Consider the following 24739-nt stretch of genomic DNA (forward strand, 5'->3'; position numbering starts at 1 on the left):
GCGATCGATCGCCTACTGTCCGGCGAACTTCTTGCTGACGGACTCGTACACGCCCTTGGCCACCGGACCGAAGCGCGGCCCGGCCAGCCACCCCGACGTCACCGGGCCGATCGACGTGTTGGACACGAGCGCCGGCTTGCCGTCGGTGCCGGTCTCCACCCAGCCACCACCGGAGGAGCCCGCGGTCATCGTGCAGCCGATCCGGTACATCGTCGGGTCCGGCTTGCTGATGGACAGCCGGCCCGGCTTGTCCTTGCACTGGTACATCAGCTGACCGTCGAACGGCGCCGCCTCCGGGTAGCCCGTCGCGGTGATGCCGCTGACCTTCGGCACCGCCGGGGCGTTGAAGTTCACCGGCAGCGCGCCGCCGACCGTCTCCTCCAGCGACTTGGCGCCGCTGCCCTGCTCCGGCGTCACATGGATCACCGCGTAGTCGTACGAGGCACCGGTGCCACCGGTCTCGCCGCCCCCGTCGATCCACTGCTGCGAGGTCTGCGCCGCGTCGGCCCACCAGACGCCGTACGGCGCGATCTCGGACCGGCTGGCGTTCTGCAGCTGGTCGACCGACTTGCCGGAGTTGTTGTACGACGGCACGAAGGCCATGTTGCGGTACCAGCCGCCGTTCTTGCCGGCGTGCACACAGTGGCCCGCCGTCCAGACCAGGTTGGACTTGCCCGGGTGCGCCGGATCCTCCACCACCGTGCCCGAGCACACCATGTGGCCCTCGGGGGAGTCGAAGAACACCTTGCCCGAGGCGGCCGCGTTGACGTGGTACGGCGTCGCCACCGCCTGTGCCTTCACCGGCTGCGGGGTCGGGTCCGTCACGCCCTGGTCACCGGAGATGTCGTTGTCGTTCACGCCCTTGTTGGGGTCGTTGGCGTGCCGCATCCGGTTCGGGTCCCACAGGCCCTTGATGATCGGGTTGACGAAGTCGTTGGCCTCGCGCAGCCACTCCTTCTTGTCCCAGTTCTTCCAGGCGCCGTTCTTCCACTTGTCGATGTCGATCCCGTGCTCTTTGAGCTTCTGCTTCAGGTCGTCCGGGATCTTGATCGTGCCGTCGCCGGCCGCGGCCGCGGAGGCGCTCGGCTTGCTGTCGGCGTTGTCGTCGCCGTTGCAGGCGGTGGCGGTCATCGCCAGCGCCGAGACGAGGGCGACCGCCGCGAGCGAGGTGGAGGTACGGCGGGTACCCCTCCCCTGCCGAACGGTGAACGACGGCCGTATGGATCGCATGCTCTTGACTCCCCGTGTGGTGAAGGAACTCGGCGCTGTCGCCGTGCCGCCGACGTCGAACTCATGAGGAGTTCATGCCGGTCTCACGACGTTCTTGGAACGGCGACCCACACTATGCGGTCGCTGTGGGGGAGTTCCGACGGAACGGCAACGGTTCGGCCACAAGCCGTCTGACCTGGCCGGTCCGACAGGGGCGCACCGATGTGACGTCCACTCACCCCGCGCGCCTCCCGCACCGCCCTTCGCTCCCCGCTCACTTGGCAATGTTCTTCCCGTAACCCGTAACCCGCCGACCGGTCCGGGGTTGTAGCGGTGGGGGGCCTGCTGCCCGTGTGACGGTCCCCGCGGATCAACTCGCGTCTGAACAGCGGGGAGGACAGCCAGTCGTGGCCGTTACGGAGTCGATGGCTTCAGGTGCGCACGAGGAAGCGCGTGGTGTGCACGAGGGCATCCTCAGACGCCAGTCGGCACGCGAGTCCTCGGCGCGCACCTATGCCCGGGCCCTGCCCATCGTGCCCGTCCGGGCGCGCGGGCTCACCATCGAGGGCGCCGACGGCCGCCGCTACCTGGACTGCCTCTCCGGTGCCGGCACCCTCGCCCTCGGCCACAACCACCCGGTCGTGCTGGAGGCCATCCGCAAGGTCCTCGACTCCGGTGCCCCCCTGTCCGTCCTCGACCTGGCGACCCCCGTCAAGGACGCCTTCATCACCGAGCTGTTCCGCACCCTCCCGCCCGGCCTCGCCGACCGGGCCCGCGTGCAGTTCTGCGGACCGGCCGGCACCGACGCCGTCGAGGCCGCGCTGAAACTGGTCCGGGCCGCCACCGGCCGTACCGGCATCCTCGCCTTCGCCGGCGCCTATCACGGCATGACCGCCGGCGCCCTGGCCGCCTCCGGCGGCGCCCGCGACGTCCAGGTCGCCCGGCTGCCCTACCCGCAGGACTACCGCTGCCCCTTCGGCGTCGGCGGCCCGTCCGGCGCCGAGCTCGCCGCCCGCTGGACCGAGTCCCTCCTCGACGACCCCAAGTCCGGCGTACCGCTGCCCGCCGGCATGATCCTCGAACCCGTCCAGGGCGAGGGCGGCGTGATCCCCGCGCCGGACGCCTGGCTGCGCCGCATGCGGCAGATCACGGCGGACCGCTCCGTCCCGCTGATCGTGGACGAGATCCAGACCGGCGTCGGCCGCACGGGCGCCTTCTGGGCCGTCGGCCACAGCGGCATCACCCCCGACGTCATGGTCCTGTCCAAGGCCATCGGCGGCAGCCTCCCGCTGGCCGTGATCGTCTACCGCGACGACCTCGATGTCTGGGAACCCGGCGCCCACGCGGGCACCTTCCGCGGCAACCAGCTCGCCATGGCCGCGGGCACCGCGACCCTCGCCCACGTCCGCGAGAACGGCCTCGCCGCGCGGGCCGCCGACCTCGGCTCCCGCATGCTGAGCCAACTCGCGGAACTCCCCGGTCAGTTCGCCTGCGTCGGCGAGGTGCGCGGACGCGGACTGATGATCGGGGTCGAGCTGGTCCACCCGGACGGCGCCGCCCCCGCGCACACCGGCCATGCCCTCACGCCGAGCGGCGATGCCCGGGTGTCTGGCGCCGACGTCCCCGCACCGGACGGTCACGTTCCCGCACCGGACGGTCACGTTCCCGCGCCGGGCGGCCGCGTTCCCGGGCCCAGCGGCTGCGGACCCGCGCAGGAACGCCACGGATCCGCCCCCGGCGACCGAGCCCCCGTGCCCGGAGGTCCGGAGCCCACCGGTCCGGCACCCGTCGGCCCAGGACCGGCCCCCACGCCGTGTCCGGCGGCTCCCGAACTCGCCGCGGCCGTGCAACGCGAGTGCCTCCAGCGCGGACTGATCGTCGAACTCGGCGGCCGGCACTCGGCGGTGGTCCGGCTGCTGCCTCCGCTGACGATCAGTGACGAGCAGGCGGCGGCCGTACTGGACCGCCTGGCCGACGCCGTCGCCGCGGTGGCCCGCCGACACGAGGAGTACGGCCCCCGCAGACCCTCCCGGCACGGCCGGCCCCCAGGCCCCGCCCGGCGCGTCGGCTGACCCCGCACCGCCCGGCCGCTCCCCTCCCAGCGCCGCGAGTCCACGGCGTCACGAGACCACGCGCCGCCGAGGCGGCCGCGGGCCACCGGAGAACGGCGACCGAGCGCCCACACGAGCCCCGCACCCCTCCAGCCGGCCCCGAGGAGCCGTCATGAACGCCACCCCCACTCCCGACGGCAGCTCCGGCTCTCCCGACGACCAGGGCGACTCCGGCGCCACGCCCTCGCCCGTCCCGCTCGCCGAGTCGGTCCCGCAGCAGAAGCGGCGCATCGCGGATCTCACCCGTGTGACAGAACCCGGCGCCGACCTGCTGGAGGATCCCGACCCACGCACCGCGGCCCAGTGCGCCGCCACGGAGAACCTCCTGCGCTGCTGGGTACGCGAGACCGACCTCGCGGCGCCCACCGGCGGCACCCTTCGCCTTCCACTCCCCGCCAGCGGCACCTCCCTTCTCGTACCGGTCCGCTACTGGTCCCCGACGGGCTGGCACCGTTTCGGCCCGCCCCGCTTCCTCCACGCACCCGAGTCCGCCCCTCCCGTCGACGCCGTCACCCTGGCCGCGCTGCTCACCCGGGAGACACCCACCACCCCGTCCGCGACACCTGGCGCCCCGCCCACCAGGACGGGTACCTCGGCCTCGGGGCCCGCCGCCCCGGGCTCGGCGCCCGGCGCCCCCGCTTCCGCGGACCGCCGGGGCGACGACAGCGACCTCGTGGCCAGAGTCGCGGACTCACTGCGCCACACCGCGACCTTCATCCGAGACCGGCGCGAGCACGCCGCCGAAGTCCCCGACCGCTTCCTCGACGCCGAGCAGGCGCTTCTCCTCGGCCATCCCCTGCACCCGACCCCCAAGAGCCGTGAAGGCCTGACAGAGGCCGAAGTCCGGCTGTACTCACCGGAGTTGCATGGCTCCTTCCCGCTGCACTGGATGGCTGTCGCCCCCTCTCTCCTCGCAGCCGACTCAGCCTGGACCGAGCGCGGCCGCCCCGTCCCCGCCGACCACCTCACCCGCCGTCTCGCCGGACCCGAACTCCCCCTGCCCGACGCGTACATCGCCCTGCCGATGCACCCGTGGCAGGCTCGCGAGGTGCGCCACCGCGCGCCCGTCGCCGCCCTGCTGGACTCCGGACTCCTGCGCGACCTCGGCCCCTTCGGCGCTTCCTGGCACCCCACCTCCTCCGTGCGTACCGTCCACAAACCCGGCGCCCCCGCGATGCTCAAGCTGTCGCTGGGCCTGCGCATCACCAACTCCCGCCGCGAGAACCTGCGCAAGGAACTCCACCGCGGAGTCGAGGTGCACCGGCTGCTGCGCACCGGCCTGGCCCGCCAGTGGCAGGCGGTCCACCCCCGCTTCGACATCGTCCGAGACCCGGCCTGGCTGGGCATCGACGATCCGGACGGACGTCCCGTGCCCGGACTCGACGTGATGATCCGGCACAACCCGTTCGCCCCGGCCGACGACGTCGGCTGCGTCGCCGGACTCGTCTCGCCCCGCCCCCTCACCGAGCCCGGCGCCACCGACCCGGCGCCGTGCACCGCCAGGCCGATGCGGTCCCGGCTGGCCCGGCTCGTGGCACAGCTCGCCGCGCGCACCGGCCGTCCCGTCGGAGCTGTCGCCGCGGAGTGGTTCCTCCGGTACCTGGAGCAGGTCGTCCGGCCCGTGCTCTGGCTGGACGGCGAGGCCGGCATCGCCCTTGAGGCCCACCAGCAGAACACCGTGCTCCTGCTCGACGGCGACGGCTGGCCGGCCGGCGGCCGCTACCGCGACAACCAGGGCTACTACTTCCGCGAGTCCCGGCGGGCCGAACTGGAAGCACGGATGCCCGGCATCGGCAGGCGCAGCGACACCTTCGTCTCCGACGAGGTCATCGACGAACGCTTCGTCTACTACCTCGCCGTCAACAACGTGCTGGGTCTGATCGGAGCGTTCGGCTCCCAGCGCCTCGCCGACGAGCGCCTGCTCCTCGCCGCCTTCCGCCGTTTCCTCACCGACCTCGCCTCGGGTCCCGCCGCCCTGCGTACCTCCCTGCCCCGCCGCTTGCTCGACTCACCCGTCCTGCGATGCAAGGCCAACCTGCTGACCCGGCTGCACGGCCTGGACGAACTCGTCGGCCCGGTCGACACCCAGTCCGTCTACGTCACCCTCACCAACCCCCTTCATTCCTGAGTCGACCCGACCCGCCGAACCCGAGCACGCCGCACCGCCCGACCGCACTTCCGAGGAACATGACCCACCTCGTCTCCTGAGAGGAGCGCACCGTGCCTCCCACCGACGCGAACGCCGGCAGCAGCCCCAGCCCGGTCCATCGGGGTCCCGACGGCCCCCGAGCGAACGGCGCGTGCAGCCGGGACGCACCGTTCGCCGGGTTCACCATCCAGGCCGACGACGAGGACGGCGAGGACACGCTGGACCTCCATCTGCCCGCCGACTTCCTCGCCCGGTTCGTCGGAGGGGCGGCCTACCTCCTCGACCAACTCCCCACGTGGGGGCCGGTCGTCACCCCCGTCGGCTCCTTCCGCCTCGTGCCCGTCCGTGTCGAGGACGACCTGCCGCTCGTGCACCGCTGGATGAACGACCCCGACATCGCCCGGTTCTGGGAGCTGGCCGGGCCCCGGAGCCGGACCGAGGAGCACCTGCGGGCCCAGCTCGACGGCGACGGACGGAGCGTGCCCTGTCTCGGTCTGCTGGACGGCACGGCGATGAGCTACTGGGAGATCTATCGGGCGGACCTGGATCCACTGGCCCGCCACTACCCGGCCCGTCCGCACGACACCGGGATCCATCTCCTCGTGGGCGGGGCCGCGGATCGGGGGAGGGGGTTGGGCTCCACGCTGCTGCGGGCCGTGGCGGACCTCGTCCTCGACCGGCGCCCGGCATGCGCCCGCGTCGTAGCGGAACCCGATCTTCATAACGCCCCCTCCGTCGCAGCGTTCCTGAGCGCCGGATTCCGGTTCGCGGCCGAGGTCGACCTGCCCGGCAAGCGGGCCGCCCTCATGATCCGGGACCGGGTCCTGCGTGATGTTCTGTAGCGCTGAGTGATTGCGCGGTCACAGATGGAACGTCTGTCCGGGCCGACGGGGTTCCCGCTCGACCGGAGAATTTTCGAGAAGGCCGTGAAGCCCGAGAAGACCGAGGAACACGAGGCACCGAGGAGCTTCGCAGAATCGAGGAGCCTCGGTGGAGCGAGGAACCTCGTCGGGCCGAGGCGCCCCGTCAGGCCGAGGATTCCCGGAATCCGTGTCCGATCGCTGCCCCACCGCACCCAGGAGCCCCGCCGTGCCCCCGTCCCCCGATCCCGCTGTGATCGCCCGTTTGTCAGTGCCGGGCCGTAGGGTGGTCGGGCTATGACGAAGCCCTCCCTCCCCGAACTCCTGCATGCCGCTGTCACCGCCGTCGGCGGCACGGAGCGCCCCGGCCAGGTGACCATGGCCGAATCGGTCGCCGAGGCGATCGACGACGGATCCCACCTGCTGGTCCAGGCCGGCACCGGCACCGGAAAGTCGCTGGGCTATCTCGTGCCCGCGCTCGCGCACGGGGATCGGGTGGTCGTTGCGACGGCCACGCTCGCGCTTCAGCGGCAGCTCGTGGAGCGCGACCTGCCGCGCACGGTCGACGCCCTGCACCCGCTGCTGCGCCGCCGCCCGGAGTTCGCGATGCTGAAGGGCCGGTCGAACTACCTGTGCCTGCACCGGCTGCGCGAGGGCATGCCGCAGGACGAGGAGGAGGGCCTCTTCGACCAGTTCGAGGCCGCCGCGCCCACGAGCAAGCTGGGCCAGGACCTGCTGCGGTTGCGCGACTGGGCGGACGAGACCGAGAGCGGCGACCGGGACGATCTCACCCCGGGTGTCTCGGACCGCGCCTGGGCGCAGGTGTCGGTGTCGTCCCGGGAGTGCCTGGGTGCGACGAAGTGCGCCTACGGCGCCGAGTGCTTCGCGGAGATGGCCCGTGAGCGCGCCAAGCTCGCCGAGGTCGTGGTCACGAACCACGCCCTGCTCGCCATCGACGCCATCGAGGGCGCCCCGGTGCTGCCCCAGCACGAGGTGCTGATCGTGGACGAGGCCCATGAGCTCGTCTCCCGTGTCACCGGCGTCGCCACGGGCGAGCTCACCGCCGGCCAGGTCAACCGCGCGGTGCGCCGCGCCGCCAAGCTCGTCAACGAGAAGGCCGCCGACCAGCTCCAGACCGCCGCGGAGGGTTTCGAGCGGCTGATGGAGCTGGCCCTGCCGGCCCGCCTTGAGGAGATCCCGGAAGACCTCGGCTACGCCCTGATGGCGCTGCGGGACGCCGCCCGCACGGTCATCTCCGCGATCGGCGCGACGCGCGACAAGTCGGTCCAGGACGAGGACGCGGTCCGCAAGCAGGCGCTGGCCTCGGTGGAGGCGGTGCACGACGTGGCGGAGCGCGTGCTGAACGGCTCGGAGTGGGACGTCGTCTGGTACGAACGGCACGACCGCTTCGGGGCATCGCTGCGGATCGCGCCCATGTCCGTCTCGGGCCTGCTCCGGGAGAAACTCTTCACGGACCGCTCCGTGGTCCTCACCTCCGCGACCCTCAAGCTGGGCGGGGACTTCAACGGGGTCGGCGCCTCCCTGGGCCTCGGCCCTGAAGGGACGGAGGGCGAGGACCTGCCGAAGTGGAAGGGCGTCGACGTCGGCTCCCCCTTCGACTACCCCAAGCAGGGCATCCTCTACGTCGCCAAACACCTGTCGCGCCCGGCGCGCGACGGCGAGCGCTCCGACATGCTCGACGAGCTGACGGAACTCATCCAGGCGGCCGGTGGCCGCACCCTCGGTCTGTTCTCGTCCATGCGGGCCGCCCAGCTCGCCGCCGAGGAGCTGCGCTCGCGGATTCCGGAGTTCCCGATCCTGCTCCAGGGCGAGGAGACCCTCGGCGAGCTGATCAAGAACTTCGCGGCCGACCCGAAGACATGCCTGTTCGGCACGCTGTCGCTCTGGCAGGGCGTCGATGTCCCGGGCCCCAGTTGTCAGCTGGTCGTCATGGACAAGATCCCGTTCCCGCGCCCTGACGACCCGCTGATGAGCGCCCGGCAGAAGGCGGTCGAGGACGCGGGCGGAAACGGCTTCATGGCGGTGGCCGCCACCCATGCGGCCCTGCTCATGGCTCAGGGAGCGGGCCGGCTCGTCCGTGCGTCGGGAGACCGCGGCGTGGTCGCCGTACTCGACCAGCGACTGGCCACCGCGCGCTACGGCGGCTATCTCAAGGCGTCACTGCCGGACTTCTGGTACACCACGGACCGGAACCAGGTGCGCAAGTCCCTCGCGGCGATCGACGCGGCGGCGAACCGGACCGAGGCGGCGCAGATGGAGTCGGCCGAGGCGTCGTAAGAGCCGTGACGGCGTAGGAGCCGTAAGAGGCGGGAGTGGATCGCGGGGGTAGCCTGACCGGCGCCGGTCAGGCTACCCCCGCGATCCCGAGGCGCCGGAGCCACCCCGGAGCATGTGGACACAGCAGGGCCCCGGAACCGGCGCAGGGGTTCCGGGGCCCGGTCAGGGAGCGAACCGGCCGAGAGGCCTGTCCGCCGCAGACGTCACACGCGTCGCAGCACCGCGACGACCTTGCCCAGGATGGTCGCGTCGTCGCCGGGGATCGGCTCGTAGGCCGCGTTGTGCGGGAGGAGCCAGACGTGGCCGTCCTCGCGCTTGAAGCGCTTGACGGTGGCCTCGCCCTCAAGCATGGCCGCCACGATGTCGCCGTTCTCGGCGACGGGCTGACGGCGCACCGTGACCCAGTCGCCGTCACAGATCGCGGCCTCGATCATGGAGTCGCCGACGACCTTGAGGACGAACAGCTCACCGTCACCGACGAGCTGGCGGGGGAGGGGGAAGACGTCCTCGACGGACTCCTCCGCGAGAATGGGCCCACCGGCGGCGATACGGCCGACCAGCGGGACATACGACGCGGCGGGCTTGCCGGCGGTGTCCGTGGGCTGCACCGTCATGGCCTGGTCGGAGCCGCGGACCTCGTACGCGCGGGGGCGGTGGGGGTCGCGGCGCAGGAAGCCCTTGCGCTCCAGCGCCATCAGCTGATGGGCGACGGACGAGGTGCTGGAGAGGCCGACGGCCTGACCGATCTCGCGCATCGACGGCGGATAGCCGCGGCGCTGCACGGAATCCCGGATGACTTCGATCACGCGGCGTTGCCGGTCCGTGAGCCCGGAACTGTCCGCCCGGATTCCCGGAGGTCGGCCCGGCAAGGAGCGCTTGTGCTCGGGATTCGTGGCTTCGTTCATGGCGTGTACTGGCTCGACTCGGCCCTGGGAGCGGTCCTGGGCGGTGATGATGGCGCTGTCTGCGGTGGTGGTCACGGCGGCCCCTCTCGATGGTCTCCCTGCTGGACAACGGTAGTTGCTTTCGAAAGGTTGCGCCAAACACACGTTCGAGTGAAAAAGTGCGATTCGCGTGACGTGATCATGTGTCTGGGTGTATCGCTGACGCGCTACCTGTCGGGCAAAAGCGCCCATTGTTGTACTCTTCACCGCCGGGGTCGCCGACCTCGTGGATCGTGTCCTCAGTCTGCCATCCGGAACCCGGCCGCCCGGGTTCCGGGCTCCTTCTGCTCCGGAGTCCCACGCGTCCTCCGTGCGGCGCCCACGGTATCTCCGTAAGTGCCGCGACGGGTGCGGTTGCGCGTGCGCGTGTCCCCGGGCGTGCCGCCGACGCCGGTGTGACCGGCCGTTCCGTCGCGACACGCGTCTCTGCCTCGATGAATGAGCTGATCCCCACATCTAGTGGTTGGATGGCTACAGCAGCCCACAAGTTGTGGTCCCCCGGGTCTGAGACGGCTCTGCGATCGCCTATGCTTAGGGCTGCTTCGCGGGGCCCATGGGGTTCCGCGAGGTTGTTGAGTCTGCTGTGAGGAGGGTTGGAGATCATGCACTGCCCCTTCTGCAGGCACCCCGACAGCCGTGTGGTCGACAGTCGTACGACCGACGACGGCACGTCGATCCGCAGGCGCCGCCAGTGCCCCGACTGCTCCCGTCGTTTCACGACCGTGGAGACGTGCTCGCTCATGGTGGTCAAGCGGTCCGGAGTCACCGAGCCTTTCAGTCGTACCAAGGTCATCAACGGTGTGCGCAAGGCATGCCAGGGACGGCCTGTCACCGAGGACGCGCTCGCCCAGCTCGGCCAACGGGTCGAGGAAGCGGTGCGGGCCACCGGAAGCGCCGAGCTGACCACCCACGACGTGGGGCTGGCCATACTCGGCCCGTTGCAGGAGCTCGACCTCGTCGCCTATCTGCGATTCGCCTCCGTCTACCGGGCGTTCGACTCGCTGGAGGACTTCGAGGCCGCCATCGCGGAGCTGAGGGAGGCGACGCGAGGCCCCGCCGCGGGCGACGGCGACGCGGGAGCGGGGAGCCAGGAAGACGATCGCGGGCCCGGCGGGACCACTCAGGTCCCCGAGCCCGCCCACGCCGCCGACTGACCGGCGGGCCGGAAAGCGGGAGGAGACCCGGATTCCGGCCGTGAGGCGGCGATCCAAGACCTGTTGCGGGTGGCAGCTGAGGGTGCCCGCAACACAAGACAGAACACCGTGCCACGGGAACAAACGGGGCACTTCAGGGCGTTTTTGCCCGTAGAGGGAGGCGGCATGACAGAGACGGCGAGCGGTCCGGCACGAGGTTCCCGAGCCAAGGGCGGCAAGGCGGGAACCAAGGGACTGCACATCGAGCGCATCCACAGCACCCCCGGAGTACACCCGTACGACGAGGTCGAGTGGGTGAGCCGTGACGTCGTCATGACCAACTGGCGCGACGGCTCGGTCAACTTCGAGCAGCGTGGCGTCGAGTTCCCCGACTTCTGGTCGGTGAACGCGGTCAACATCGTCACCAGCAAGTACTTCCGCGGTGCCGTGGGCACCCCGCAGCGCGAGGTCAGCCTGAAGCAGCTGATCGACCGCATCGTGAAGACGTACCGGAAGGCCGGTGAGGACCACAAGTACTTCGCCTCGCCCGCCGACGCCGAGATCTTCGAGCACGAGCTGGCGTACGCCCTCCTGCACCAGATCTTCAGCTTCAACAGCCCCGTCTGGTTCAACGTGGGCACCCCGCAGCCCCAGCAGGTCTCCGCCTGCTTCATCCTGTCCGTCGACGACTCCATGGAGTCGATCCTCGACTGGTACAAGGAAGAGGGCATGATCTTCAAGGGCGGCTCCGGCGCCGGCCTGAACCTCTCCCGCATCCGCTCCTCCAAGGAGCTGCTCTCCTCCGGCGGCAACGCCTCCGGCCCGGTCTCCTTCATGCGCGGCGCCGACGCCTCCGCCGGCACCATCAAGTCCGGTGGCGCCACCCGCCGCGCCGCCAAGATGGTCGTGCTCGACGTCGACCACCCCGACATCGAGGACTTCATCGAGACCAAGGTCAAGGAAGAGGAGAAGATCCGCGTCCTGCGCGACGCGGGCTTCGACATGGACCTGGGCGGCGACGACATCGCCTCCGTCCAGTACCAGAACGCCAACAACTCGGTCCGTGTGAACGACGAGTTCATGAAGGCGGTCGAGGACGGCGGGAACTTCGGCCTGCGCGCCCGGATGACCGGCGAGGTCATCGAGGAGGTCGACGCCAAGGCGCTCTTCCGCAAGATCGCCGAGGCCGCCTGGGCCTGCGCCGACCCCGGCATCCAGTACGACGACACCATCAACACCTGGCACACCTGCCCCGAGTCCGGCCGGATCACCGCGTCGAACCCGTGCAGCGAGTACATGCATCTGGACAACACGTCCTGCAACCTCGCCTCGCTGAACCTGATGAAGTTCCTGAAGGACGACGGCAAGGGCGAGCAGTCCTTCGACGCCGAGCGCTTCGCCAAGGTCGTCGAGCTGGTCATCACCGCGATGGACATCTCGATCTGCTTCGCGGACTTCCCGACCCAGAAGATCGGCGAGAACACGCGCGCGTTCCGCCAGCTGGGCATCGGCTACGCCAACCTCGGCGCCCTGCTGATGGCCACCGGCCATGCCTACGACTCCGACGGCGGCCGCGCCCTGGCCGGCGCGATCACCTCGCTGATGACGGGTACGGCCTACCGCCGCTCCGCCGAGCTGGCCGCGGTCGTCGGTCCGTACGACGGCTACGCCCGCAACGCCGACGCCCACAAGCGCGTCATGGCGCAGCACGCCGACGCCAACACCAAGGCCGTCCGCATGGACGACCTGGACACCCCGGTGTGGGCCGCGGCCACGGAGGCGTGGCAGGACGTGGTGCGTCTTGGCGAGAAGAACGGTTTCCGCAACTCCCAGGCGTCCGTGCTCGCCCCGACCGGCACCATCGGTCTCGCGATGTCCTGCGACACCACCGGCGTCGAGCCCGACCTCGCCCTGGTCAAGTTCAAGAAGCTCGTCGGCGGCGGCTCGATGCAGATCGTCAACGGCACCGTCCCGCAGGCCCTGCGCCGCCTGGGCTACCAGGAGGAGCAGATCGAGGCGATCGTCGCCCACATCGCCGAGAACGGCAACGTGATCGACGCCCCCGGTCTGAAGCAGGCGCACTACGAGGTCTTCGACTGCGCCATGGGCGAGCGCGCCATCTCCCCGATGGGCCACGTCCGCATGATGGCCGCGATCCAGCCGTGGATCTCCGGCGCCATCTCCAAGACGGTCAACATGCCGGAGACGGCGACCGTCGAGGAGGTCGAGGAGATCTACTACGAGGCCTGGAAGCTGGGCGTCAAGGCGCTCGCGATCTACCGCGACAACTGCAAGGTCGGCCAGCCGCTCTCCGCCAAGAAGAAGGACGACAAGGACGCCGAGAAGGCGGAGATCGCCGAGAAGGCCGAGGACACGATCCGTACCGCGGTCGAGAAGGTGGTCGAGTACCGCCCGGTCCGCAAGCGCCTCCCCAAGGGCCGTCCCGGCATCACCACGTCCTTCACCGTCGGCGGCGCCGAGGGCTACATGACCGCCAACTCCTACCCGGACGACGGTCTCGGCGAGGTCTTCCTGAAGATGTCGAAGCAGGGCTCGACCCTCGCGGGCATGATGGACGCGTTCTCCATCGCGGTCTCCGTCGGCCTCCAGTACGGCGTGCCGCTGGAGACGTACGTCTCGAAGTTCACCAACATGCGCTTCGAGCCTGCCGGCATGACCGACGACCCCGACGTGCGGATGGCGCAGTCGATCGTCGACTACATCTTCCGCCGCCTGGCGCTGGACTTCCTGCCCTTCGAGACCCGCTCCGCGCTCGGCATCCACTCCGCCGAGGAGCGCCAGCGGCACCTGGAGACCGGTTCCTACGAGCAGTCCATCGAAGACGACGAGGTCGACGTCGAGGGCCTGGCCCAGTCGGCGCCGCGCGCCCAGGAGCTGAAGGCCGTGGCCGCGCCGCGTGCCGAGGTCGAGGCGGCCAAGCCCGCCCCGAAGCAGGCGCACACCAGTGCCGAGCTGGTGGAGATGCAGCTGGGCATCCAGGCCGACGCCCCGCTCTGCTTCTCCTGCGGCACGAAGATGCAGCGGGCCGGCTCCTGCTACATCTGCGAGGGCTGCGGCTCGACCAGCGGCTGCAGCTGATGACATGCGGTAGGTGAAGTAAGGGGCGCCGGCCATTGCCGGCGCCCCTTACTCATCACCGTGTGTCAGAGCTGGTGCGCCCTGCCCATGACGTGGGTGAACGTCGCAGGGTCCTCCTGGAAGCCGTGCACGCCGGGGCGGAAGGTCCAGTGTCCGGAGCCGTCCCGTACGAACTCCGCGATCGTGGCCGCCGTGGCCCCGGGAACCGCGCCGAAGTCGTCCTGGGCGAGCACGGTGTAGCCCTCCCGGACGCGCATGGCCGGATTGAGCACATCGACGAACGTCCTGTGTCCGGGCTGCTGTTGGATGACCACGCCGACCACCACGCGCGCGTACCGGTCGGCCAGCCGGTCCAGTTCGAGCGTCATGACCTCGTCCCAGCCGAAGCCCTTGCCGTCGAGGCTGTCCCGGTTGAGGAAGATCGTGCCGTCGGGTGACCGGCTGTCGAAGTGCACCACATAGGCCGGTTCTCCGTGCGGGTCGTCCGCGGTGAACGTCGCGGCGATGATGTCGAGATCGGTGGGCGGCAGACCCGCCGGGCTCGGGTCCCACTGGAGCGCGACCTCGACCTTGCTGATTCCCTTGCTGAAGCCGGACAACTGGCTCCCCTTCCCCCTGTGACTGCTCCGGTCCCCAACTCACCAGGAGCCAGGGCTCTTTGCCCATCGTGCCACGCGCGCGGAGCATATGCGCGAGCGATCTGCGCCGGAGCGTGACCGGCGCCACGTCCGCTGGCCTTACGATGGCGCGGTGCTGGTCAAGTGGATTCGCTGCACCGTGGTGGACCGCCGCGGGTTCGAGCGGGGGCAGCGGAAATGGGCGGGGCTTCCGGGGGAGCCGGGATTTCGGGGACAGGGCGGCGGCTGGAGCAGGCACCGGCCGGGTGTGGCGCACATCTTCGCCTTCTGGGAGAGCCGCGCCTTCTACGACTCGTTCATGGCCCGCTCGCACGACCGCCTGGCCTCCACCCAGGTCGGCACGTTCAAGGACGCCCAGGTCAAGCTCTTCGAGTACCGCTTCGACGTGAAGACGGGCTTCGAGCCGCGGTTCACCGACACCGATCTGATCCGGGTGGCCCTGTGCCAGGTCCACGAGGAGCGGGTGGAGCACTTCACGCTCATGCAGGAGAAGGTCTGGAACCCCGCCATGGCCGGTTCACCCGGCATGATCCGCGGCATGTTCGGCGAGGCGCCCGAGCAGGAGTTCCTGGTCCTGTCGATGTGGCGGTCCGCGGCCGAGCACGGCAAGTACCGCACCGAGCGCGTCGAGCGCCTCGCCCTGCGCGCCCAGACCGAGGCGGACATCGCGGCGCTCTCCGGCGACATCGTGGAGCTGGAACCGTCCTGGACGGTCTGAGCGCCGCGGCGTCGGCTTCACCGCAGAGATCGGTCCCGTGGTCAGTTTGAATAGCAAACTCACCGCTGGAAGGGTCCCGGACGCCGATATCGTGTGACCTACGCCGTATGGAGCCCGTACGAGTCCTCGACTCACCCTCACTCGATCTAGGGTTTCGGCATGGTACGACCACGGCGCATCGTCCTTGTCCGGCACGGCGAGTCAACGGGCAACGTCGACGACTCCGTGTACGAGCGTGAGCCCGACCACGCGCTCGCCCTCACCGAGCGCGGCCGGCGGCAGGCCGAGGCGACCGGAAAGGAACTGCGGGAGCTCTTCGGCAGGGAACGCGTGAGCGTGTACGTCTCCCCGTACCGCCGCACGCACGAGACGCTCCGCGCCTTCCACCTCGACCCTGACCTCATACGCGTCCGGGAGGAGCCACGCCTGCGCGAACAGGACTGGGGCAACTGGCAGGACCGCGACGACGTACGCCTCCAGAAGGCCTACCGGGACGCCTACGGCCATTTCTTCTTCCGCTTCCCGCAGGGGGAGTCCGGCGCCGATGTGTACGACCGGGTCGGTGGCTTCCTGGAGAGTCTGTACCGCAGCTTCGAGGACCCCGACCATCCCCCGAACGTGCTCCTCGTGACGCACGGGCTCGCGATGCGGCTGTTCTGCATGCGCTGGTTCCACTGGACCGTCGCGGAATTCGAGTCGCTGTCGAACCCCGGGAACGCGGAGATGCGGATGCTCGTTCTGGGGAACGACGGCAAGTACGCGCTCGACCGGCCCTTCGAGCGCTGGCGCAAGCCGCTGCCGTACTGGGTGAACGGATAGAGTGGCAGAGCGATGACCGCTGATTCCTCTTCTGCCGGGCGACTGGAGCGCGCCCTGGCGAGCCTGCGCGGACTGGCCGTGGGAGACGCCCTGGGCTCCCAGTTCTTCGTCCCCGCGCACTATCCGCTGCTGAAGCGGCGCGAGCTGCCGCCGGGTCCCTGGCAATGGACCGACGACACCGAGATGGCCTGTTCCGTGGTCGCCGTCCTCGGTGCCCATCGGCGCATCGACCAGGACGCGCTGGCCCGCTCCTTCGCCGAGCACCACGACGTCGACCGGGGCTACGGCCCCGCGGTCAACCGCCTGCTGCGCCTCGTGCGGGAGGGCGGGGACTGGCGGGAGCTGGCGGCCGGGCTCTTCGACGGGCGGGGGTCCTGGGGCAACGGCGCGGCAATGCGGATCGCCCCGCTGGGGGCCTGGTACGCGGACGACCCGGAGCAGGCGACCCACCAGGCGGAGATCTCGGCCTACCCCACCCACCAGCACCGCGAGGCCGTGGTCGGCGCCATGGCCGTGGCAGCCGCGGCCGCGCTGGCCGGCTCGCCGGACGGGCCCCCGAGCCCCGAGGCGCTGCTCGACGGCGTCGTCGCCCTGGTGCCGAAGAGCGCGGTCGGCCAGGGACTGCGACGCGCCCGGGACATGCTCGACTACGCCGACGCGGGCACCGTCGCGGCGGTGCTGGGCTGCGGACGCCGTAGGACGGCCCACGACACCGTCCCCTTCGCGCTCTGGTCCGCAGCACGCTGCCTCGGGGACTACGGGACGGCGTTCTGGACGACCGCCCAGGCGGGCGGGGACGTGGACACGACCTGCGCGATCGTGGGAGGCGTACTCGCCTCCGGCAAGGCAGGGACACCGCCCGCCGCGTGGGCGGAGCGGGCCGAGGCACTGCCGGACTGGGTGCCGACGGGGCTCTGACGCTCGCGAGGGCCGCTTTCCGGGCCCTGCAAACCGGCTGCCGGGATGCTCACGGCCGACGGCCGCTTGCTGACTGCCGGCCCCCGAATGTGGATTTCTTGAGCGACGCGAGACGAGGGTGAGAACTCTCCGTGTCCTTCGGGAACTCTCCGTGATGGCTGCCCGTTCTTCCCGTATCCGCCGTGCACCGCGCCCTCGGGAGCCGGTGCGGCGGGGAGGTCGAAGAGCGCGCGGCGGAGGGGGCGTGAGATGGCGTTCGTGTCGTGGGAGCCGGTGCTCGTGCTGGTCGCCGTCCTGGCCTTTGTGCGGATGCCGGCCGCCGCCGCACGGCCGGCCGGACCGCCGTCTGTGCCGTCAGTCCGCGGACGGCGGGCCGGCCGGGCGTGGCTCCGCGCGGCCCCGAGGGAGTCAGCCCATCCCCGGGCCGGCCGTGCCGGAGAGGGACTCGAGATCGCTCTTGCGGACCTTGAGCACCAGCCAGGCGGTGAGGAACGCCAGCCCGGCGATCGCGGCGGCCGGTACGAAGGCCAAGGAGATGCCGTGGGCGAGCACGTCGTGCCCCCAGGGCGCGGGCAGTTGGTGCGTCTTGGCGAACTGCGCCTTCTGCTCCGGCGAACTGTTGGCGAGGAACTTGGGCAGTTGCTTCTTCGCCTCGTCCTTGCTTGCCGAGCCGAAGACGGTCGTCAGGATGGACAGCCCGAGCGAGCCACCCACCTGCTGCATCGCGTTGAGCAGCCCGGAAGCCGCACCCGCCTCGTGCTGGGCCACTCCCGACACCGCCGTCACGGTGGCCGTCACGAAGTTCAGCCCCATGCCGAAGCCGAACACCAGCATCGGCCCGAGCACTCCGCCGAGGTACGAGCTGTCCGGCCGGATGAACGTCTGCCAGACCAGCCCGACCGTCACGAGAGCCGAGCCGACCGCCATGAACGGCTTCGGGCCGAACTTCGGCAGCAGGGCCTGCGACGCGCCCGCGCTGATCGCGATCGCGACGGTCACGGGCAGGAAGGCCAGACCGGCCTTGATGGCGCTATAGCCGAGGACGTCCTGCACGAAAAGCACGATGTAGAAGAACATGCCGAACATCGCCGCGGACAGGCTGAGCATGATCGCGTACGTGCCCCAGCGGTTGCGGTCCGCGAACATCCGCAGCGGGGTGATCGGCTCCTTCGCCCGTGTCTCGGTGAGGACGAAGGCGAGCAGCAGCACCACGGCCGCGGCGAACGAGCCGAGGGTGAGCTTGTCGCGCCAGCCGTTCTCCGCGGCACGGATGAAGCCGTACACCAACGAGGCCATGCCCACCGTCGAGGTCAGCGCGCCGGTGATGTCGAAGCGCCCTGGGTGCCGTGCCGACTCGCTGATGTACAGCGGCGCGAGCGCCGCGATCAGCACGCCGATCGGCACGTTGACGAACAGCACCCACCGCCAGTCCAGCCAGTCGGTGAGCATGCCGCCCGCGAGCAGGCCGATGGCACCGCCGCCCGCGGAGACGGCGGCGAAGACACCGAAGGCCCGGTTGCGTTCCGGGCCTTCGGGGAAGGTCGTGGTGATCAGCGCCAGCGACGTGGGCGAGGCTATCGCGCCGCCCACGCCCTGAAGGGCCCGCGCGGCCAGCAGTTGCCAGGGTTCCTGGGCGAGACCGCCCAGCAGCGAGGCGAAGGTGAAGAGCAGGATGCCGGTCATGAACACCCGGCGGCGGCCGAGGATGTCACCGGCCCGCGCACCGAGCAGCAGCAGACCGCCGAACGTGAGCGTGTAGGCGCTGACCACCCAAGTCAGGTCGGTGGTGCTGAATTTGAGCGCGTCTTGAATGTGCGGGAGCGCGATGTTCACAATCGTCGCGTCGAGTACCACCATGAGTTGGCAGGCCGCGATGACGGCGAGCGCGATGCCGGGATGCCCCTCCCGGCGGGCCACGCCCGGTTTTGGATCCTGGAGCAGCTGAGAGGTCGTCACTATGGGTCCCCCACGAAGGAATTAGTGAACGCTCGCGTTCACTTTCGCCTCCACGGTAGTGAGTCCCCAAGAGTGAACGCAAGCGTTCACTTAATCGGGTGTGCCGCCCCGCGTCCCCCTGTTGCTGCGGTGCGGCGCTCCCCCTTCCCCGAACCCCCGCTTCCCTTGCACGTTGGAGAGACACAGATGGTTACCTCGCGCTGGACGGCCGATCCTGCCCGGGCGGCTTCCCCTCGTCGGCGCGGCGTGGTCCTGGAGCGCGCGATCATGGATGCCGCTCTGGAACAGCTCGGCGCGGTCGGCTGGAAGGGCCTCACCATGGAGGGCGTCGCGGCCGGCGCCCAGACCGGCAAGGCCGCCGTGTACCGCCGCTGGCCCTCCAAGGAGGACCTCGTCGCGGATGCGCTGGTGGCCGGACTGCCTCGGGTGGAGATCGCTCCGGACCTCGGAAGTGTGCGCGAGGATCTGCTCAGTCTGTGCCGGGAGGTGCGGGAGATCATGTACTCGCCCCCTGGCGTCGCCCTGCGAGCGGTCATTCACGAGTGCGACGACGTTCAGGCGGAGCGCTTCCAGGACGTGATCGTCGGCGGAGTCATCGAGCCGACCGTCACCTTGCTCCGTGAGGTCATCACCCGTGGAATAGGGCGGGGAGAGGTTCGCTCGGATGCGGCCAACAGCTATGTCTTCGACGCCATCCCGGCCATGATGATGTACCGGTCGAAGGTGTGCGCCAGCGAATGGAGCGACCATGATCTCGAAGAGATGATCGACCAGTTGATGCTCCCGCTGCTACGGCCGCACGGGGTCTGATCCCGCGCCCCGGTGATCTCTGTGGTGCCCGGGCGACCAGGGTGTCGCACGGCGATCGCGTCGGCGTAGGCTAGGGGCGCCATGCCGTACGAACCACCCACTCACACTGTCGAGCGCTCCCTGCGCGCCACGACCGGAGCGAAGGTCATCGCCGGTGTCGACGAGGTGGGGCGCGGAGCCTGGGCCGGACCGGTCACCGTCTGCGCGGCGGTCACCGGACTGCGTCGCCCGCCCGAGGGCCTGACCGACTCCAAGCTGCTGAGCGTCAAGCGCCGTACGGAATTGGCCGAGATCTTGCGGACATGGGTCACGGCCTATGCCCTGGGGCATGCTTCCCCCGAGGAGATCGACGGCCTGGGGATGACGGCCGCGCTGCGGCTCGCCGCGGTCCGTGCCCTGGACGCTCTGCCGGTTCACCCCGACGCCGTCATCCTCGACGGGAAGCACGACTACCTCGGCGCCCCCTGGCAGGTGCGTACGGTGATCAAGGGCGATCGCTCGTGCGTGGCCGTCGCCGCGGCGTCGGTGATCGCCAAGGTTCAGCGCGACAAAATGATGGCCGAACTGGGTGTCGACCATGCAGACTTCGGATTTGCGGACAACGCCGGGTATCCGTCGCCCGTGCACAAGGCCGCACTGGAGGAGTGGGGGCCCACCCCGCACCACCGCTTGTCGTGGGCGTATCTTGATGCGTTGCCCGAGTGGCGGCACCTCAAGAAGGCCCGCAGCTGGGCGGACGGAAGCGTTCCGGAGATCGAGGGTCAGCTCGGCTTCGATTTCTGACGGTTCCGATCGCACTGATGTGCCACCCGGTCACCCGTACCGCACCAACGTTTGATAAATATCAGCTCATGCCTCTCATTCCCGAGGAGCCTCAGATTCACGAGAGTGCCCAGGGTCCCCGCGCTACTCCGGCCAGCGGCCGTACCGCGCCGACCCCTCGCCCCGTACCCGGCCCCCGTCCCGCGGCTCCGTCCCGCCCCGGTCGTCCCGGCCCTCCGCGGCCCGCGCCGCCGGTGCAGCGCACGCCGCGTGATGTGGCTCCGGCCAAGCCGAGCCCGTCCGGCCCGGCCGCTCCCGCCGCTTCGGCGGCCGCCCCGCAGATCCAGCTGATCCCGGCCTCGGCCGAGGGCGCGCTCGACGCCGCCGACGAGGCGGTGGACCTGCTCCTGGACTCGGGCCGTGCCCCCGGTGACGTGCTCGTGATCACCACCGGTGCCCAGCACCCGTGGGCGGAGCACGAGCTGTCCTTCGGCGAAGCCGCCTACTGGGCGCAGCACGACGCCGGTGACGACGTCTTCTACACGGATGTCACCAGCGCCGCCCGTGCAGCGTCCCGCCCCGTGGTGGTGGTGGCTGTCAACGGAGGTCCCGCCTCCTCCGCCTCCGTCCTTCCGCTGGCCCACGCGCGGGCCGATGCCCTGCTGATCGTCTGCGGCGACCCGCAGCAGATCAACGCGGTGCTGGGCGCCGGCGTCTGAGCCACGCCCGGCGCCTCGGGGTACCGGAGTGACGCTGGGGCTGCTCCGGCGGAAATCGCAGGGAGTCGCCTTTGGCATGCCCGGACGCCGGGCGGCCACCGCGTTCGCACGGGCGGCCTCCCGGCCGGCCTCGGCGGCGAAGCGGTGACCGCCGGGTGCTGGTGGGGCGCGTCCATCACCGCGGTGCGGTGCGCGGTCGCCGAGCCGCCCGGAGAGCGTCCCTATCCAGGGCGCATCCCGGATGCCGTACGGCCGCGCGGCGCATTCCGGACGCCATAGGGCCATCGGGCACGGTGTGAGCGGCGGCCAGCCTGTCCTCCGTGTCCCTCGCTGCCTGTGCGGCCCAGGCGCTGACCGGGCGGCCGGGGCTCGGCCTGCCGCCCCCTCGACCCAGGTGTTCGGCGCTGGCGCCTGGCATCCGGCCGAGGGTACGGCTCGGGCGCCCGGCGCCCGGACCGTCAGCGGGCCGCCGCGCGGCGCAGGACCTCGGAGACCGGTCCGCCGGTGCGAGGCGCGAGCGGCGGGGCCTCCGACAGGGCGCCGAAGGGCTCCGGCACCGAGTCGGCGTTGGGGCGGCGACCACCGCGCCCCTCGCCGAGCACCTGCCAGCCGTCGTGGGTCAGCGTGATGTACGCCCCGCAGCGCAGGCCGTGCAGCGTGCAGGCGTCGCGCAGACCCCACATCCAGGCTCCGTCCTCCTCCGTCCAGCGCGCGTCTCCCTCACGGCAGTAGAGCAGTACGGCGGTGCGCACCGGGGTGCGGCGTCTCAGGTCGTGGGGGATGACCCGGCGCAACTGGGCGAGCAGTGCGTTGCGGAACATCCAGCCGTCGGCCGGGGCCGGATGCCGCGTGAACGACGCGCTGGCGCACAGCCGTTCCTCGGGATCCAGCACCGCCACGATCGCCGTGGACGGTTTGGGGCGGTGGCGGGCATGCAGCCCGCTGACGACCTCGCGAGGGTCGCGCAGCAGCGGGATTCCGGCGGAAGCCCATTCGGCCGGCTCGAGCAGGCGACTGGCGGAAGCGGCGGACGCGGACGTCGACAACGAGGCCGCCGAGGACGAGGCGAATCCGAAGGTCACGTTCTTCCCTTCGGCTACGCGCCCATACTGCGGGCGAGGTCGGATTCGGGAGCGCGCACCGCAGCAAAGCCCAACCGGATCACGGGCGAGCCGTGCGGGGAGCGGACCTCAATTCTTCCTGTCGAACTGGGATGCGGCAACGAGCAATTGGGGCCACCGACGGTTATCTACGGGTGTGTGGCTTATATCCTTACCCAAAGGTTCGTCAGCGCACGCCTGGGGTGTCCGACCGGGGCACCGGTGGCCGCCACGGTCGGACACGGGATCAGCCCTGAACGGCCAGGACCAGCGGCAATACCCCTCGCGCGCCGGACTGTCTGAGGAGGCGCGCCGCGACCGCCAGGGTCCAGCCCGTCTCGGTGAAGTCGTCGACCAGCAGAACCGGCCCGTCGGCCTCGGCGAGCGCCGACGCGAGAGCGGGCGGCACGGTCAGCGAGCCGTCGAGAGCCTTCAGCCGCTGCGCGCTGTTGCTGCGCGGCACCCGCGGCGCGTCCTCGGCGTACGCCACGGAGCCGAGCACGGGCAGTCGGCCGATCTCGGCGATCCGGGCGCCCAACGAGTGGACCAGCCGGGGCCGGGTCCGCGAGGCCACGGTGACGACGCCCACCGGCCTGGGCTGGGCGTCGGCCGCCCCGGGGGCCCAGCCGCCGGGGCCCTTCGCCCAGTCCGCCAGGACGTCCACCACGGCCCGCGCCACGTCGTCCGGCACAGCGGCGTCCGGCGTTTGCGGGGCGAGGAGCGGCCGCAGCCGATTGCCCCAGCCGATGTCCGACAATCGGCCCAGCGCGCGTCCCGATGAGGCCTGTTCACCGGCCGGAATACGCCCCTTGAGCGCGATGCCGATGGCCGGCAGGCCTGTCGGCCACATGCGACGGGGCTCCACCTCGACCCCGGCACGGCCGAGGTCGCTCCGGGCGGCGTCCACTGCTGCGGTGGACGTGTCGGCGGTGAAGCGCGGCCCCGCGCAGTTGTCGCAGCGGCCGCAGGGTTTGGTGCCCTCGTCGTCCAGCTGGCGCTGCAAGTACTCCATCCGGCATGCGGAGGTGGACGCGTAGGCCCGCATCGCCTGCTGCTCGGCCGTGCGCTGCCGGGCCACCCAGTCGTACCGCTCGGTGTCGTACGACCAGGGCTGCCCGGTCGCGACCCAGCCGCCCTTGACACGGTGGACCGCCCCGTCCACGTCGAGGACCTTCAGCATGGTCTCCAGCCTCGAACGGCGCAGTTCGACCAGCGGTTCCAGGGCGGGCAGGGACAGTGGTCCGTCGGCCCGGGCGAGGACGTCCAAGGTGCGCCGGACCAGTTCCTCGGAAGGGAAGGCGAGCGAGGCGAAGTACTGCCAGATCGCCTCGTCCTCCTTGCCCGGCAGCAGCAGCACCTCGGCGTGCTCGACACCACGGCCGGCCCGGCCGACCTGCTGGTAGTAGGCGATGGGGGAGGAGGGGGAGCCGAGGTGAACCACGAAGCCGAGGTCCGGTTTGTCGAAGCCCATGCCGAGTGCGGACGTGGCGACGAGCGCCTTGACCCGGTTGGCGAGCAGATCGCCCTCCGCCTGCTGCCGTTCGGCGTTCTCCGTCTTTCCCGTGTACGAGGCGACGGTGTGACCGCGCTGTCGCAGGAAGGCGGTGACCTCCTCCGCCGCTGCGACCGTGAGTGTGTAGATGATGCCGGAGCCCGGCAGGTCGCCGAGATGGTCGGCGAGCCAGGCCATCCGGTGCGCGGCGTCCGGCAGCCGCAGCACTCCGAGGCTGAGGCTCTCCCGGTCCAGCGGGCCACGCAGCACCAGGGCGTCCGACGTGCCGCCCGTGCCGAGCTGGTCGGCGACATCCGCGGTCACCCGCGCGTTGGCCGTGGCGGTGGTGGCCAGCACGGGCACGCCGGGCGGCAGCTCGCCCAGCATGGTGCGCAGCCGGCGGTAGTCGGGACGGAAGTCGTGACCCCAGTCGGAGATGCAGTGGGCCTCGTCCACGACCAGCAGGCCCGTCGCCGCGGACAGCTTGGGCAGGACCTGGTCACGGAAGTCCGGGTTGTTCAGCCGCTCCGGGCTGACGAGCAGGACATCGACCTCACCGGCCGCGATCTCGGCCTGTACGGCGTCCCACTCCTCGGTGTTCGCGGAGTTGATCGTCCGGGCGTGGATACCGGCCCGGGCCGCGGCCTCCACCTGATTGCGCATGAGCGCGAGCAAGGGCGAGACGATCACCGTGGGCCCGCTGCCTCTGGCCCGCAGCAGCGAGGTCGCCACGAAATACACCGCGGACTTGCCCCATCCCGTGCGCTGCACGACCAGGGCCCGGCGCCGGTCTGCGACCAGCGCCTCGATCGCCCGCCACTGATCCTCGCGCAGCCGGGCCCCGCCCGTGGCATCCCCGACGAGCCGGGCGAGGACGGCGTCCGCCTCTGCCCGGAGATCCGCGTTGCTCGTGTGCTCCATGGGCTCCATACAACAGGACGGGACCGACAACCGGGCGGGCTCGGGTCGGGGCCTGTGGACAACCGCCATGGACTTGTCGTGTC

The 24739-nt window shown here is 70.8% G+C and carries 17 protein-coding genes and 1 pseudogene; 12 read left to right on the forward strand and 6 right to left on the reverse strand.

Annotated features, from left to right (window positions below):
- Positions 1-12 precede the first annotated feature (12 nt).
- The gene (locus AC4OXY_RS34420; RefSeq protein WP_356033671.1) at positions 13-1230 is read right to left on the reverse strand and encodes a trypsin-like serine peptidase; all 1218 of its coding nucleotides are present in this window, start codon (positions 1228-1230) and stop codon (positions 13-15) included.
- A 404-nt stretch (positions 1231-1634) separates the two neighbouring features.
- Between AC4OXY_RS34420 and AC4OXY_RS34425 the strand changes: the two genes are divergently transcribed.
- The 4 genes from AC4OXY_RS34425 to AC4OXY_RS34440 all read left to right on the forward strand — a co-directional run bounded on the left by AC4OXY_RS34425 (position 1635) and on the right by AC4OXY_RS34440 (position 8627).
- Entirely contained in the window at positions 1635-3281 is a 1647-nt protein-coding gene (locus tag AC4OXY_RS34425) for a diaminobutyrate--2-oxoglutarate transaminase family protein (protein ID WP_491991601.1), read from the forward strand.
- 151 nt (positions 3282-3432) lie between these two features.
- Positions 3433-5448 (forward strand): IucA/IucC family protein, encoded by a 2016-nt coding sequence (locus AC4OXY_RS34430; RefSeq protein WP_491991602.1) that lies wholly within the window; start codon positions 3433-3435, stop codon positions 5446-5448.
- Positions 5449-5540: 92 nt separating this feature from the next.
- On the forward strand, positions 5541-6311 hold the full coding sequence (locus AC4OXY_RS34435) for a GNAT family N-acetyltransferase (RefSeq protein WP_491991603.1): 771 nt from the start codon (positions 5541-5543) through the stop codon (positions 6309-6311).
- 315 nt (positions 6312-6626) lie between these two features.
- Positions 6627-8627, forward strand: coding sequence for an ATP-dependent DNA helicase (locus tag AC4OXY_RS34440; protein ID WP_491991604.1), 2001 nt, complete (start codon positions 6627-6629; stop codon positions 8625-8627).
- 203 nt (positions 8628-8830) lie between these two features.
- Here the strand turns inward: AC4OXY_RS34440 and lexA are convergent, their stop codons facing one another.
- A complete protein-coding gene (gene lexA, locus AC4OXY_RS34445; protein ID WP_356021373.1) occupies positions 8831-9607 on the reverse strand; it encodes a transcriptional repressor LexA in 777 nt (258 codons plus the stop codon).
- A 566-nt stretch (positions 9608-10173) separates the two neighbouring features.
- Here lexA and nrdR point away from each other — a divergent pair.
- Together nrdR and AC4OXY_RS34455 are read left to right on the forward strand one after the other, a co-directional pair.
- A complete protein-coding gene (gene nrdR / locus AC4OXY_RS34450; RefSeq protein ID WP_356021375.1) occupies positions 10174-10725 on the forward strand; it encodes a transcriptional regulator NrdR in 552 nt (183 codons plus the stop codon).
- 165 nt (positions 10726-10890) lie between these two features.
- Positions 10891-13803, forward strand: coding sequence for a vitamin B12-dependent ribonucleotide reductase (locus tag AC4OXY_RS34455; protein WP_362823558.1), 2913 nt, complete (start codon positions 10891-10893; stop codon positions 13801-13803).
- A 65-nt stretch (positions 13804-13868) separates the two neighbouring features.
- On the opposite strand, the pseudogene AC4OXY_RS34460 reads toward AC4OXY_RS34455, so the two are convergent.
- Positions 13869-14420: pseudogene (locus AC4OXY_RS34460) on the reverse strand (TerD family protein); the annotation flags it as partial.
- A 133-nt stretch (positions 14421-14553) separates the two neighbouring features.
- Here AC4OXY_RS34460 and AC4OXY_RS34465 point away from each other — a divergent pair.
- The 3 genes from AC4OXY_RS34465 to AC4OXY_RS34475 all read left to right on the forward strand — a co-directional run bounded on the left by AC4OXY_RS34465 (position 14554) and on the right by AC4OXY_RS34475 (position 16896).
- A complete protein-coding gene (locus AC4OXY_RS34465; RefSeq protein WP_362823557.1) occupies positions 14554-15159 on the forward strand; it encodes a YdbC family protein in 606 nt (201 codons plus the stop codon).
- Between the two features lie 159 nt (positions 15160-15318).
- Complete coding sequence (locus AC4OXY_RS34470) at positions 15319-15978, forward strand: histidine phosphatase family protein (protein WP_356021381.1); 660 nt, start codon at positions 15319-15321, stop codon at positions 15976-15978.
- A gap of 12 nt (positions 15979-15990) precedes the next feature.
- Positions 15991-16896, forward strand: a complete 906-nt coding sequence (locus AC4OXY_RS34475) for an ADP-ribosylglycohydrolase family protein (protein WP_356021383.1) — start codon at positions 15991-15993, stop codon at positions 16894-16896.
- A gap of 408 nt (positions 16897-17304) precedes the next feature.
- On the opposite strand, the gene AC4OXY_RS34480 is transcribed toward AC4OXY_RS34475, so the two are convergent.
- Positions 17305-18852 (reverse strand): MFS transporter, encoded by a 1548-nt coding sequence (locus tag AC4OXY_RS34480; protein WP_356021385.1) that lies wholly within the window; start codon positions 18850-18852, stop codon positions 17305-17307.
- A gap of 186 nt (positions 18853-19038) precedes the next feature.
- Here AC4OXY_RS34480 and AC4OXY_RS34485 point away from each other — a divergent pair, with 186 nt between their 5' ends.
- From AC4OXY_RS34485 to AC4OXY_RS34495, 3 genes are all read left to right on the forward strand, one after another.
- On the forward strand, positions 19039-19662 hold the full coding sequence (locus tag AC4OXY_RS34485; protein WP_362823555.1) for a TetR/AcrR family transcriptional regulator: 624 nt from the start codon (positions 19039-19041) through the stop codon (positions 19660-19662).
- Between the two features lie 81 nt (positions 19663-19743).
- A complete protein-coding gene (gene rnhB, locus AC4OXY_RS34490; protein WP_356021389.1) occupies positions 19744-20445 on the forward strand; it encodes a ribonuclease HII in 702 nt (233 codons plus the stop codon).
- A 68-nt stretch (positions 20446-20513) separates the two neighbouring features.
- Positions 20514-21143: a hypothetical protein gene (locus AC4OXY_RS34495; protein WP_362823554.1), complete on the forward strand. Its 630-nt coding sequence runs from the start codon at positions 20514-20516 to the stop codon at positions 21141-21143.
- 458 nt (positions 21144-21601) lie between these two features.
- Here the strand turns inward: AC4OXY_RS34495 and AC4OXY_RS34500 are convergent, their stop codons facing one another.
- Complete coding sequence (locus AC4OXY_RS34500; RefSeq protein ID WP_491991605.1) at positions 21602-22225, reverse strand: hypothetical protein; 624 nt, start codon at positions 22223-22225, stop codon at positions 21602-21604.
- A gap of 265 nt (positions 22226-22490) precedes the next feature.
- Positions 22491-24656 carry a RecQ family ATP-dependent DNA helicase gene (locus AC4OXY_RS34505; RefSeq protein ID WP_491991606.1) on the reverse strand — a complete coding sequence of 722 codons (2166 nt, stop codon included), beginning with the start codon at positions 24654-24656 and terminating at the stop codon, positions 22491-22493.
- Positions 24657-24739 lie beyond the last annotated feature (83 nt).

The sequence above is a fragment of the Streptomyces sp. HUAS MG56 genome (genome assembly GCF_058673395.1).